Genomic DNA, 13767 nt, shown 5'->3' with positions numbered 1-13767 from the left:
AAAAAGCCCTGATTTCTCAAGGCTTTTATCTGTTTTTGGGCAATGATTTTATGCTAAGTTTGATTTTATATAATTACGTAAAATGGCAGACATCCAAATAAAATTCCCCTTAACTTTAAGAAAGAACTAATTTTTTTGAACTCATGATTTATTTCTTATTTTTTATTTCATAAATGATATAAATTGTACATGAAACAACAACAGCTATTAATAGATTTATTCCAAATATTATAGAGGTTAGTGCTCCCATAATTACATCATTAGTATGTAATTTTGTTCCTAAAGCAGATATGCTTAATCCTAAAAAAAATGCAATAACACTACTTAAAATAGCTGTTACATTTTTTTCCATTTTATACCTCCTAAAAAATTCAATAAATACTTTTATTATCAAGGTTTTCGTTTCCCATATTTTGAGTATATTGCATTTTCGGTAGCCATATTTTGACAATTGAAATCAAAGTTTATTGAAAATGATATTGGTGAAAAACTTACGCCTGGGTTTATCTATACATATTTATGCCCATATGAAATCTTCATTGCTACTTCTTTTATAGAATGGCTGCCAGTTGCATTTACTTTAATAGCTCCCCATCCATTTTGATACCATCCAATCATATCCTCTATTCTATAACCAAGTTGAAATTCCGATTTTGCACTATGATAATAATCTACAACTTCAAATTCAAGGTTTGTTACTTTTCCATCTAATTGCGAATTAGTATTACTTTCTTGAACTTTATGATATGATGCTGTTCTGTCAATAGAAACATTTATCGGTTGTCCAAAAGTATTTGTTCCTTGCCAGATAACTGCAATTACATCCCTCCCTCCATAATATGCTGGTAGATTAGACCAACGCCAACTAAAACCTACCTTTATCGATGTATCAGACCCACTAATAAGCCACGTAGTAAGTGTTAAATCTGCAAAAATCCCAGCAGCGTAAATATCTTGAATTTCAATCTTGTCTTTCACTTGTTTAGTATCCTCAGTTTGTCCATATAAATTTTTCAGCTTAAATATTTGTTCATCTGTGTATCCCATTTTTTTAAGTTCATAATTATTTAGTTTTGCTCTTTCAGAAAAAATTTTGTTAAAATCAAAATTTCGTAACTCTTTAATTTGCTCATCATTTAAACCCTGATTTTTTAACTCTTCATTAGTTTTACTAATCATTTGCTTATACAAGTCACAGTTATTTTTATTGTTTTTATTTGATTATTAACATTCATTGCAAACGCAACATTAGACGTAAAAATAAATGTTAATATAAAAATAAAAACTGTAAACAATTTCTTCATAAAAAAACCCCTTCCCATTAAAAATTTTATTAAGTTATATGATATTTCAATTTCAACTCTCTTTTGAGTTATCTTAAAATATAGCCCAAACTGAAATACCTCCGAAGGGGACATAAAACTATGTAAAAAACATTGAATAAAAATCTATGCTAAAGATGTCATAGTCAAAATCTTTATCGCTTTAGTAAAGACAAAGCAAGTAATCAAGAATATCGATGTAAAAATTGTTAACGTCAATTTGCTCTTTAAGATTTTATGTATAAAAAATCGTATATTGAGAGGATACCCTCGTTGTCCTGTTTGTGGCATTGGTATACCTATAAAAATGTCATTTTTTATTATGTGTGCATACACTTACGAAAACTTACATAATTAATTATATATATATATATATATATCCAGTCAATAATAATTTTTCGGTAGTGTAAATAATTTTGTGTATTTAGAATAATTTGCACTCTTTCTTGGTAAGAATTTGCCCTATGTTAATGATTAATACATTAATATTATTGACCGTTTTTTAATCTTTTATGCATGAGATAGAATATTTTTGGTTATACTATGTTATTAGGGGTAATTTGAGCTTTTTAGTTTAAGCCTTGGGAGACCTAGGTCGACTAAGGCTTAAACTAAAAATTTTTTGCGGCGGGGGTTTTATCTTATAAATTTCTCCACTCTTTCTGGATACATTATCATTAATTGGTTTAATACCATGTCCCAGTTTTTATATCTTTGTGTCCATTTTTTCATTACATTCTTTGCTACTAAAAACAACATCTTTTCTAGCGATTCATCATTTGGAAATATAGCCTTTGATTTTGTTACCTTCCTTAATTGTCTATGAAATCCTTCTATTATGTTCGTTGTATACATTATCTTCCTTATTTCTTCCGGAAATTTGTAAAATGGAATTAATACTTCCCAGTTGTTTTCCCAACTTTTTATCGCAAACGGATAAGAGCTTTGCCATTTTTTCTTTACTTCTTCAAATTTATCTCTTGCAATTTCTTCACTTGCTGCCTGATATACTGCTTTAAAATCTTTACTAAACTCTTTAAGATGTTTATATGATACATATTTAAAGCAATTTCTTAGCTGGTGGATTATGCATCTTTGAATTTCAGCCTTTGGGAATGTTGCTTCAATTGCTTCCTTTAAACCACTTAATCCATCAACTGAGAATATCAATACGTCTTCTACTCCTCGATTTTTTAGTTCATTTAATACTCCTAGCCAGAATCTTGAGTTTTCATTTTCACCTATCCAAATCCCTAGTATGTCTTTTGTGCCTTCTATTGTAATTCCAAGGACTATGTAGGCAGCTTTATTGATTATGTGATTCTCGGTTCTTACTTTGTAGTGTATTGCATCCATAAAGATAAAAGGATAAATTTTTTCTAAAGGCCTTGATTGCCATTCTCTAATTTCAGGGATTATTCTATCTGTTATTTTGCTTACCATTTCAGCTGAAACTTCTATGCCATATATATCTTTTATTTGTTCATGTATATCTCTTGTTGACATACCTCGTGCATAAAGGGAAATTATTTTTTCTTCAATACCTGATATATCTCTTTTGTGTTTTGGGACGATTATTGGTTCAAATTCTCCCTCTCTATCTCTTGGGATGTTAAGCTCCATTTCGCCAAATTGAGTTTTAACTGTCTTTTGAGAATATCCATTTCTTGAATTGGTTGTTTCTTTATCTTTTTTCTCATACTTTTCATAACCAAGATTAGTTGAAAGCTCAGCTTCAAGCATTTCTTGAAGAGTTTCTTTAAAAAGTTCTTTTAGAGCGTTGTAAATGTCAGGCACAGTTTGAAGATTGTTTTCTTTAATAAATCCTCTTAGTTGTTCTTTTGTTAATAGTGACATTTAAAAACCTCCTTCTTAGTTTATATTTTAATTCTTACCAAGAAAGAGGTTTTTAATCTATTTACACAAAATTTTTTACAGTCTCGATACTTATTTATAATTTTAAATAAACGTTAAATTTTTATCATGAAAAATTTCTCCTGCAGTAACCTCAACAACTTTACCTCCACCTCCATCCCATCCTTAAACACATACACCATCTTCCCATCTGCATAAACCTTAACTGCCTCAATAACCATATTCCAAAGCTCTCCGTCAAACTCATCTACTAGCCCATCCCTACCCCTTAAAACCTTCATAAATTCCTCCATCCTATCCTTCTTTACAAGCCTTTCGAACCTCTCATTTTCAATACTTTCAATTTCGTTTCTAACACTCTCATACCTTTCAACTAAAGCATTGTATCTTGTCATATATTCCTCTTGGTCCTGTGCTTTAGTTGCATTATCACGAATGCATCTATTTATTTCTTCTAATATTTCTTTTGCTTTCTTTTCAAACTCACATATTTTATCATCTAAATCTTTTGTACAAATCAGTTCCTTTATAACTTCTTCATACCCTTTTAATATTTCTTCCTTATTATTAATAACCCCATTAAACACCTCAACAAATGCCTTCTTTAGGTCATCATCATTTATAAATGGTGTCTTGCACTTTTTCTCATTCTTATATTTATAATTACACTGCCAAATAACCTTCCTATACTTATCATTAGAATGCCAAACCTTTCTGCCGTAGAAACTTCCGCAGTCGCCGCATATAATCTTACCTGAAAAGTAGTTTTTCCCTGTCTTATACCCCTTTCTCCTTTTCCTATTTTTTAACTCCATCTGCACTAAATCAAAAACTTCAGGTGAAATAATCGCAGGGTGGCTGTTTTGGACATAATACTGTGGAACCTCACCTTCATTTCTCTTTATCTTCTTTGTAAGAAAATCTACTGTAAACTTCTTTTGCAGCACTGCATCACCTTTATATTTTTCATTTTGAAGAATACTTAATACTGTGCTTTGATGCCATACCCCTTTACCTGCTGGTGTTGGAACTTTGTTTTCTAAAAATTTTTATATGGCAAACTATATATGTGATATGTTTGCATCAAAAAAGCAAAAAAAGCCCTGATTTCTCAAGGCTTCTATCTATTGTATCATTGTGTTGTTCAATGTGTCTTTGGACGATGATGTTGGTACGATACTGGCATTACTATTTTAGGTAATTATATGATTCGAACTTTATTTAAACATTCCTCATATATAGCATTATGTATTTTTCAAATATTACCCAATAATCAAGTTATTTCCCTAATCTTACCAAAGAGGACGGCTATATATTCACTTAATTTTTGATAATTAAGATGATTAATTTATTTACGGAATAACTTTATTTTTCAATAATATATTTATGGCCTCTTCTCTGGTAGTTGCATTTGTAACAATGCAGTATCCATCTATAGTACTCCATCCTCCCCAATCACTATTAACTTTTCCATTCACTTCTTTATTTAATGCATTGTTTCTAAAAACACCTATAATCATACTACGAAACCAAGTCTTCGAATATAAATGCCCAAGAATATATTCTTCATAAATTTTGTTTCCATAACTATCATATCGTCCTGTATCATAGTAATATTCAAGAGGACAACCATCTTTTAAAAAATATACTTTTCGCATTTTTTCATTTGTAAGCTTATAATTAGAAACAATAATATGACCATTGAAATTGAAAAAATCATCGGTAAATAAATTCTTATAATATTTTCCATAAACTTTAATTTTACAAGGAACAATATAGGAAGGATCGTCAAGTTTTATCTCTATAGCATCAAATGTCTTATTTATTGGTATTGGTATAACATATAATAAAATAATTAATATTAAAGCTATCCACATTGTAGTATGAATTCTTTTACTTAACATCGTAATTCCTCCTGTTATAACATTTAGTTTTGTCAAGTTATATGATATTGGAATTTCATCTCCACTTTAAGTTATCTTATATATAGGAAAAACATAATACCTCTGAAGGAGAGATAAAATTATGTCTTATTTAATTTATTCTTCATTTCCACTTACTTCCCTTCTTTTTGTGATAATTTTTTTATCCAATTCCCATCGCCTCCAAGTATATTTACACTACAAAACAAAAAAGCCCTGATTTCTCAAGGCTTCTATAATATGTTGTTCAAATATGTCTTTGGACGATGATGTTGATACAAAGTTTGAAAATTTATGAACCTAAAAATTAAATTTTTCCATCCCTATATCATTACAATTCAAATTTAATTTTTAATACCCTTAAAATTTTCTACTTTTAAATTTCATCATTTAAATGAAACCCTTCCATTATTAAATACATATCCTCTTGGTTTTATAATAAAATAATCTTCAAAGATAAATGCCCCATCAATATAAAACTTTACTTTCCATTTACCTGGTGGCATACCATCTTTTATATCAATCCAAAACCATTGTATAATTGGTTTGTTATTTTCATCATCAGAAGCATATAAAACATTTTCTGTAATATAATAAAATTCATTATTTGGTTTATACCATAACATACTTGTTGAATGTATACCTGTTACGTTTGTAAATTCCAATCTACAAACAATTTTTTCGTCGGTTTGGTTAAATGATTTTTTATTGCTTTCACAAACACCTTCGGTAATTCTATCGCAAATATTATATTGTTTAATATGCACATTATACTCTTCAGTATTAATAATTCTTTCACCGTTTTCATTTATAATTAGTAAAGAATATAATTCTCCATTGTCACCAGGAATATACATATTAGCAAAAGGATCATTTAATAGAAATAAACTATCTATTAAATATTTATATCTATTGTTAAACAGCATATTATTCCATCCAAAAATCAGGTCAAAAATTCAAATTATTTTAACCTCGTATATTTCTATGGGATGAAATAACTTGCATTCTTTTAAGTCAAATTTCTCCGTCTTTGTCGATGCATAATTTTTTATTTTTTTACAAATAATCATATTAAACCGAACAACAAAAGAATAGGGGAAAAGCCCTCTACATTCACATAAGCTTTTCCCCTAAATCTGAAATTTTGTTGTTCTTTAATTATGATTATATCCAAATTTTCTAACTTTATTCATCCATATTTGTCTTTAGGGGAAGCTTCTTTTTATCCAACTCAATATGGCTGTAAAAATTGTGGCTATATGGGTAAGCTCCATAGGCATGGATACTATTATCGCAACGTCATTACCGTCTTTGGAACTTACAAAATCAAAGTTCTACGTGTTAAATGCCCATCTTGTAAAAAAACTCATGCCCTTTTACCTCACTTTCTTGTCCCATATTTTCAATACTCTTTTTATTCTATTCTTTTTCTTCTATTTCTTAATCTTGTTCTTGGTTTTTCATATAGTGAAGTTCTATCTAAGATTGAGAAATATAAATCCCTATGTTCTCTTAATCCTTCATCTTTGAGTAGATTCCATAATAGATTTATCTCTAAATTTAATGAAATCAAATCGTTCTTTGCTAATTCTACCAATATTTATCCTGAGGTTGATTTAAATAATTTAGGCATTTTGATTAAATACATACTTTCTTATGAAAGAAAAAATATATCTTTCAATACTTCATACTTTGATTCAATGCCTTCATATTTCTTTTCTTCTTAGTTAGGAGTAATACTATTAAGGAGAGTATCCCTTTTTTGCTTTTTTTGATTCCTTTTGCAATTTATTTAAGCATTTTTTGTTCCTTTTATGTCCCGCTTCATATTGTTTCATTTCCATTTTGCCCATGTATTTCCATTTTACTCTCATCCAATTCATCCAACATAATTTGATAAGGATATGTTCCTTAGAATTTGTCCATAATTTTAGTATAACTTAAAAAGGAGGTTTTACTATGGATCAAGACTTAAGGCAAAAGATTGCTCTTTTTCGTTATTCTCTCATTGCACCAGTCATCACCAATACATATACTCAATCTTCAGTAAAAGAATATTTTCAAGAAATTTGTGCTAAACAGTATGATACTCCCACTGGGAAAAAAGAATTCGCTCCTTCTACTGTTAAGGATTGGCTTCGCTTGTATAGAAAGTATGGTATTAATGGTCTTTATCCTAAGTTTAGAAAGGATAAGGGTAATTTCAGAAAATTATCCGATGAAGCTAAAGAATTTATCTTATCCTGTAAGGCTGAATTCCCTTCTCGCTCTGCTAAGTCCATTTATTTTGAATTAATTGCTCGTGGCTATTTTTCTATAGGTGAAATTTCTCTGTCAACCGTTCAAAGATTTTTAAGCAAAAATTCTTTGCCCTTAGAAAATAAATCTTCCGAAAGAAGGGCCTTTGAATTTGAATATCCTAACGACTGCTGGCAATCGGATATTTCTTCTGGTCCATACTTAACTATCGATGGTAAAAAACACAAAACATATATCGTTGCTTTTTTAGATGATGCTTCAAGATTAGTCGTTAGTTGCAAAGCTTTCTTTGAGGATAATTTTGTATCTTTGTTATCAGTCTTTAAAGATGCTGTATCTAAAAGAGGTATTCCTAAGAAAATATTCGTTGATAACGGCAAGGTTTACAAGTCTGAACAAATGGAGTTTATCTGTGCTTCTTTAGGAACTATCCTTTGTTTTGCAAGACCATATTCTCCTCAATCAAAAGGCAAGATTGAAAGGTGGTTTAAAACTCTGCAGGAACAGTGGCTTAGTAGTATTGATTATTCTAAATTTTCTTCCCTTGAGGAATTAAATGAGTCCTTGCAAGAATATGTTGAAGGTGTCTACAATGTCAGTTATCATTCATCAATAAAGCAAAAGCCTATTGAAAAATATATGAAGCATATTGAAAAGATAAAATTTATCCCTTCAAAACAGGAAATTGACTATATGTTTCTTTATCGCGTTACTCGCAAGGTTAGAAATGACTGCACCATCCAAATACTCAACTTATCCTTTGAAGTTCCTTTTAAGTATGTTGGTGAAAGAATTAATGTTCGTTATGACCCTTCATCTTTAGATAAAGCCTATATTTTTTCTGATGACAATCGTATTTTGGATACTATTTACCCAGTTAACAAAATCGACAATTCTAAAGTTAAAAGGCAAAAAAACATTAAACCTATTGATTTTTCAAGTTTTTCTACAAATCCAAAGGAGGTTTAATTATGTTTACTGCTTTTTATGGCCTTTCCTTCGACCCTTTTCAAAAGGATATTGATAATAAATTTTTCTTTAAATCAAATGACTTTAATCAAGCCCTTTCAAGACTTGATTTTTTAAAAAATGTTAAGGGTTTTGGGCTTTTAACTGGAGAGCCTGGCTCTGGAAAGTCTTCTCTTTTAAGATATTTTGTTAATTCTCTAAATCCTAATCTTTTTAAATGTGTATATATTCCTCTATCTACTCTAACTGTTATGGATTTTTACAGGGCCCTTTGTGATGGCCTTGGTATTATTCCATCATTTAAAAAGGTTTCTATGTTTAAGCAGATACAAGAATCGATATACACATACTACCACAGCAAAAGCATAACCCCTGTCATTATATTGGATGAAGCTCAATTCCTTAAAAATTCAATACTTGATGATTTAAGGATAATTTTTAATTTTCAGATGGATTCTAAAGATTGTGCTGTTCTTATTCTTTCTGGTCAAACCCAATTTATATCTCAAATTCAAAGGCAGCCCCATGAAGCATTAAAACAAAGAATCGTTGTTAATTACTCTTTAAAAGGATTAACCTTAGATGAAGTAAAGCTGTATATTCCCTATATGCTTAAAATTGCTGGTTGTAGTGAGCCAATATTCACTGATGATGCACTGGAACTTTTATATTCAAGCTCTAATGGCCTTTTAAGACCGTTAAATGCGATTGCAAGAATGAGTTTGATTGCTGGAGCAAACAAACACACAAGGGTCATTGATAGTGAGGTTATTTATGAAGCTCAGACTGAGGTTAATATTTCGGCTTAACCATGAGGGGTTATCCCTCATTTTTTATGTCCATTCAGGATTAAATATTTTGACTTTTTTGTTGTTTTTTTGTGGTGCAAATTATTTCATCCTTGCGTTTTTAGCAATTTTTAAATGTTTTTTAGGTTAAATTAATTTGACTTTTTTGAGATGAAATAATTTGCATCGTAACAGATAATATAAACAATAATATAATTAATGCATTTGCTGCAGAGCTTTTAGCACCAATTGCTCTACTTAAAAATATTCATTGTCTAAGCCCTGCTATGATTCAAGCCATGTGCAATGTTTCTGAAGATGCTTCTATTTATATTTTTGATAATATTAAAAAATATGGGCATTTAGGTATGTATTCTAAGGTTGAATCTTTATTTAAAGAAAGGTTTTCTGATTTTGTTATGAGTTTTGGATGATAAGAAAGCCATAACCTTAATTCGATTAGGCTATGGCTTGATATTTTAATGTTCCATATCATCTGGTGTTGCTTTAATTGCTTCATATTCAATTTCTTCTTTTTTAGGACAGGGTAATCTTTTTTCACCTAACATACAAAATTTACAATAAGCATTTCTATTATTTTCACATATACACTCATTATTACATTCCTCATAGCAATTTTCATTTATATAATCTAAAAATGAACCATAGAAATATGATGATATTAATTCTGCCATTTCTTCATCTATAATATTTTTTAATTCTGTAAACATAGCATTCGCCATATAATTGGTAAATTCTATGTAGAAAAAGTTTAGTGCCGTTTGTTTTTGTAGCCTTTTTGGCAAATTATTTAGTTCGAGTCCTCTTTCTATCATCCATTTAAAACTAATTTCTTTCATAGGATTTTTTATACATTCATTTTCGCAAGTTTCACATGTTTTCATAAATTCCTTAGCCTTATTAAACATTACAAATAATATTTCCTTTTGTTGTTTACTATTTATTATATCAAATTTATACAATAACGACCCCATTATATTTAATACTTCAATTAAAAAATAATCTATATTATTTACTGGATATCCTGAATGCTCTATATATTCATTTACACTAAAATACTTATCTGTTATTTCTTCTATTTGTTCAAATCGATTCCTAAGTATTTCTATCTCATCATCTTTTCTCATACAGCAATTTTTATATTTTTTACCACTACCACAATAGCACAAATCATTTCTTCCTATCTTTTTCCTATTACTTGAACTCTCAATAACTAAGAATTCATCTTGCTTTTTTCTTTTAAACTCCAAAATTATCACCTGCACTTTTTAACTTATATTTAAAAACTAAATACTTCAAATTTTATACTCATCTCTACCTTCAGCTACTAATTCTGTTGTTATGTAATCATCTTCCTCCAATTCATCTACTTCATTTTCACACATCTTTTCAACCTGCTTCATTACTATATCCATTGCCTTTTCTGCCTGCTTTGGTGGGTAGTTGTACTTTTTAAGTAGCCTTTTTATAATCGTCCTCATCTTTGCCCTTGCCATTGTTCTTTTGCTCCAGTCAACCGTTATGTTGCTTCTTATAGCTTCTGTTAATTCATGTGCTATTTGTTTTAGAACCTCATCACTCATAAATAACTTTACTGCATCATCTGCTGTTAAGGCATCATAAAAGGCTATTTCATCTTCTGAAAGGCCAAGGTTCATATCTTCCTCCCTTGCCTTTTGTATTTCCTTTGCAAGGTTTATAAGTTCTTCAATTACTTCTACATTTGTTATTGCTTGATTCTTGTATTTATTTAATGTCTTATCCAGCTTCTCTGAAAACTTTTCAGACTTTACTATGTTTCTTTTTTCTATTGCTTTTATCTTGCCTTCTAAAAGCTTCTTTAGCATTTCAACAGCAAGGTTCTTATATTTTATAGTTCTTACTTCTTCTAAAAATTCATCTGACAATATTGATATATTAGGTCTTTCAAGTCCTAATGTATCAAACACATCTATTACTTCCTCTGATATTATTGTCTTTTGAAGAAGCTGATTTATTCTATGCTCTATCTCTCTTTTTGAAAGCCTATTTGTTGACTTATTCTCAAGTTTTACGAGGCTTGCCTTTACAGCTTTAAAGTAGCTTACCTCAAGTGCTGCATCTCTTCCTTCCTGCGTAGATGCACAAAGTGAATGAGCTTTAGCAAGTTCTACAACTGTATTTTTAAATTCCTTTTGGTCCTTTTCATCCATTCCAAGAACAAAATCCATTCCTGCTGTTATAGCTCTTATTCTTTCCGCTTGAGTTCCTTTTATATATCCTGAATAATCAAATTTATAGAACATATCTCTAAGTATTTCAAGTTTTTCTACCATTACAGATACTGCAACGGAAGTATCAATTCCTGTTGTCTTTTTATCACTTTCTGTATAAACCTTAAGTGCCTTCTTTAGGCTTTCAAATATTCCTATATAGTCAACTATTACTCCACCCGGCTTATCCTTAAATACTCTGTTTACTCTTGCTATTGCCTGCATTAGGTTGTGTCCCTTCATTGGCTTGTCTATATACATTGTGTGCATTGACGGGACATCAAATCCTGTTAACCACATATCCCTTACAATAGCAATTTTAAGTTCATCATTTACATCCTTCATTCTTTTTGCTAGTATTTCCTTTCTTTGAGAACCACCTGTTAGATGCTTTTGAAGTTTTTCTTCATCTGATGCATCACCAGTTATTACAACTTTAATCTTTCCTTTAGTTAAATCATCACTATGCCATTCTGGCCTTAGCTTAATTATTTCATCATAAAGATCTGCGCAAATTTTTCTACTCATACATACAATCATTGCTTTCCCATCTATAACCTTTAATCTTTCTTCAAAGTGGTTTACAATGTCTTGTGCAAGCTGTTTTAATCTGTTTGGTGAGCCTACTATTGCCTCTAATCTTGACCATTGCCCTTTATATTTTTCCTTTATTTCGTCCTCTTGCCCTTCCATAAGTTCTTCAAATTCTTCATCTATTTTCTTTAGTTCTTCTTCGTCTGCCTCAAGCTTTATTATTCTGTTTTCATAATATATTTTTACTGTTGCTCCATCTTCAACTGCTCTTGTCATGTCATATATATCTATATAATCCCCAAACACATCCTTAGTTGACTTTTCACCCTCTTCTCCTTCTATTCCTATAGGTGTCCCTGTGAAGCCAATAAACGAAGCATTAGGTAGTGCATCTCTTATATATTTAGCATAGCCGTATCTTACATCTCCAGTTTCCATATCTGTTTTTGCATCAAAACCATAATGGCTTCTATGTGCTTCATCTGCAATTACTATTACATTGTGTCTATCTGTCAGTGCTGGCATTTCACCTTTTTCTGGCTTAAATTTTTGAATGGTAGTAAATATTATCCCTCCAGCTTCTCTTTCATTTAAAAGGTCAAATAATCCATAGATAATTTTTGTATTTTCTTTTTTGTTATTTTCCTTTTGCTCATCTGATAGTTTTCTTACATCAGCCTGGATAGGATCTTGTCTTAATATGTCCTTTGCCCCACAAAATGTTGAATAAAGCTGATCATCTAGATCGTTTCTATCGGTTACAACTACTATTGTTGGGTTGTTGAATCTTTTTATAAGCTGTGCTGCATAGAATACCATTGTAAAGCTTTTACCTGATCCTTGTGTGTGCCATACAACGCCGATCTTTTTATTATTCTTATTTGACGAATTTATTGACATCTCTGTCTTTTCTACTGCTTTTTTTACAGCAAAATATTGGTGGTATGCAGCAAGTATTTTATTTAGTTTTATTTTTTCCCCAATCTTTCTTCCCTTTGAATCATAGTCTGCTGCACTTGTTTCTTGGTATGTTAAAAAGTTTTCTACTATATCAAGAAGCCTATCCTTTCTTAACATACCTCTTAATAGGATTTCATATTGAGGGATACTAAGAGGCTCTACATTTATGCCATCTATACTTCTCCAGTTCATGAACCTTTCAAAGTTTGCTGTTATTGTCCCTGCTTTTGCATTTATACCATCTGTGATAACTATAAAAGCATTGTAGTAAAACAAGGTGGGTATATCTCTTTTATATGTTTGTATTTGATTGTATGCATTCTCTATTCCCACATTTTCATCTGTTGATGATTTTAGTTCCATTACAACAAGTGGAATACCATTTACAAATATTATTACATCTGGCCTTCTTTTTTCTATTTCTTCAATTCTAAATTGATTTACCACTAAGAATTCGTTGTTGCCTATGTCTTTAAAGTCAATTATATATGCCTTTTCTGTTTTTATTATCCCTTGTTTTTTAAATGTAACATCTATTCCTTCAACCATAAGTTTATGAAAGTATCTGTTGTTTTCTTCAAGTATTGGACTGTTGAAGGTTATTATCTTTCTATATGCCTCTTCTATTGCATCCTCTGGCAAAGTAGGATTAAGTCTTCTTAGTGCATCTAATACTCTATTTTTTAATATTACTTCTCTATAATCTTCTCTTTCAGGATTATCACTATCTGGTGCTATATCTGGACCAAAAGCATAATCATAATCAAGCTCCTTTAGAATTTCTATTGTAGCCTCTTCAAGCTGCTGTTCTGTAAAATCAATTAATAAATCCATTGAATCCCCCACCTTTAGATTTATTGAAATT

At 30.2% G+C, this 13767-nt stretch carries 13 protein-coding genes and 2 pseudogenes; 4 read left to right on the top strand and 11 right to left on the bottom strand.

From position 1 onward, the window contains the following. Positions 1-148 precede the first annotated feature (148 nt). The 8 genes and pseudogenes from Q3V94_RS02210 to Q3V94_RS02175 form a co-directional block, all read right to left on the bottom strand. The gene (locus Q3V94_RS02210; protein ID WP_303524888.1) at positions 149-352 is read right to left on the bottom strand and encodes a hypothetical protein; all 204 of its coding nucleotides are present in this window, start codon (positions 350-352) and stop codon (positions 149-151) included. 155 nt (positions 353-507) lie between these two features. Beyond that, complete coding sequence (locus tag Q3V94_RS02205; RefSeq protein ID WP_303524887.1) at positions 508-1179, bottom strand: hypothetical protein; 672 nt, start codon at positions 1177-1179, stop codon at positions 508-510. Continuing rightward, entirely contained in the window at positions 1176-1304 is a 129-nt protein-coding gene (locus Q3V94_RS02200; protein WP_303524886.1) for a hypothetical protein, read from the bottom strand. Before Q3V94_RS02200 ends, Q3V94_RS02205 begins: the two co-directional genes overlap by 4 nt. A 654-nt stretch (positions 1305-1958) precedes the next feature. Beyond that, the gene (locus tag Q3V94_RS02195) at positions 1959-3179 is read right to left on the bottom strand and encodes an IS256 family transposase (RefSeq protein WP_303524884.1); all 1221 of its coding nucleotides are present in this window, start codon (positions 3177-3179) and stop codon (positions 1959-1961) included. Positions 3180-3292: 113 nt separating this feature from the next. Then, positions 3293-4012 carry a zinc ribbon domain-containing protein gene (locus Q3V94_RS02190; protein WP_303524981.1) on the bottom strand — a complete coding sequence of 240 codons (720 nt, stop codon included), beginning with the start codon at positions 4010-4012 and terminating at the stop codon, positions 3293-3295. Next, positions 4007-4225 (bottom strand): annotated as a pseudogene (locus Q3V94_RS02185) (recombinase family protein); the annotation flags it as partial. The pseudogene Q3V94_RS02185 and the gene Q3V94_RS02190, both read right to left, overlap by 6 nt. A gap of 324 nt (positions 4226-4549) precedes the next feature. Beyond that, positions 4550-5137, bottom strand: a complete 588-nt coding sequence (locus Q3V94_RS02180) for a hypothetical protein (protein WP_303524882.1) — start codon at positions 5135-5137, stop codon at positions 4550-4552. A 368-nt stretch (positions 5138-5505) separates the two neighbouring features. Beyond that, positions 5506-6045 carry a hypothetical protein gene (locus tag Q3V94_RS02175; protein ID WP_303524880.1) on the bottom strand — a complete coding sequence of 180 codons (540 nt, stop codon included), beginning with the start codon at positions 6043-6045 and terminating at the stop codon, positions 5506-5508. A 234-nt stretch (positions 6046-6279) separates the two neighbouring features. Here Q3V94_RS02175 and Q3V94_RS13645 point away from each other — a divergent pair. Further along, a pseudogene (locus Q3V94_RS13645) lies at positions 6280-6483 on the top strand (hypothetical protein); the annotation flags it as partial. 50 nt (positions 6484-6533) lie between these two features. On the opposite strand, the gene Q3V94_RS02165 reads toward Q3V94_RS13645, so the two are convergent. Continuing rightward, on the bottom strand, positions 6534-6716 hold the full coding sequence (locus Q3V94_RS02165; RefSeq protein ID WP_303524982.1) for a hypothetical protein: 183 nt from the start codon (positions 6714-6716) through the stop codon (positions 6534-6536). A gap of 362 nt (positions 6717-7078) precedes the next feature. On the opposite strand from Q3V94_RS02165, the gene Q3V94_RS02160 reads away from it, so the two are divergent. From Q3V94_RS02160 to Q3V94_RS02150, 3 genes are all read left to right on the top strand, one after another. Further along, the gene (locus Q3V94_RS02160) at positions 7079-8347 is read left to right on the top strand and encodes a DDE-type integrase/transposase/recombinase (protein WP_303524879.1); all 1269 of its coding nucleotides are present in this window, start codon (positions 7079-7081) and stop codon (positions 8345-8347) included. Positions 8348-8349: 2 nt separating this feature from the next. Further along, positions 8350-9156: an ExeA family protein gene (locus Q3V94_RS02155; protein ID WP_303524878.1), complete on the top strand. Its 807-nt coding sequence runs from the start codon at positions 8350-8352 to the stop codon at positions 9154-9156. Between the two features lie 266 nt (positions 9157-9422). Next, positions 9423-9569 carry a hypothetical protein gene (locus tag Q3V94_RS02150; protein WP_303524877.1) on the top strand — a complete coding sequence of 49 codons (147 nt, stop codon included), beginning with the start codon at positions 9423-9425 and terminating at the stop codon, positions 9567-9569. A gap of 45 nt (positions 9570-9614) precedes the next feature. Here Q3V94_RS02150 and Q3V94_RS02145 read toward each other — a convergent pair whose 3' ends face one another. After that, positions 9615-10406: a YecA family protein gene (locus Q3V94_RS02145; RefSeq protein WP_073249900.1), complete on the bottom strand. Its 792-nt coding sequence runs from the start codon at positions 10404-10406 to the stop codon at positions 9615-9617. Positions 10407-10451: 45 nt separating this feature from the next. Next, entirely contained in the window at positions 10452-13736 is a 3285-nt protein-coding gene (locus Q3V94_RS02140; protein ID WP_303524874.1) for a type I restriction endonuclease subunit R, read from the bottom strand. Between the last annotated feature and the right edge of the window lie 31 nt (positions 13737-13767).

The sequence above is a fragment of the Caloramator sp. CAR-1 genome (assembly GCF_030546345.1).
In the GTDB taxonomy this organism is placed as follows: domain Bacteria; phylum Bacillota; class Clostridia; order Clostridiales; family Caloramatoraceae; genus Caloramator; species Caloramator australicus.
This window is presented reverse-complemented; position numbering and strand designations above follow the sequence as displayed.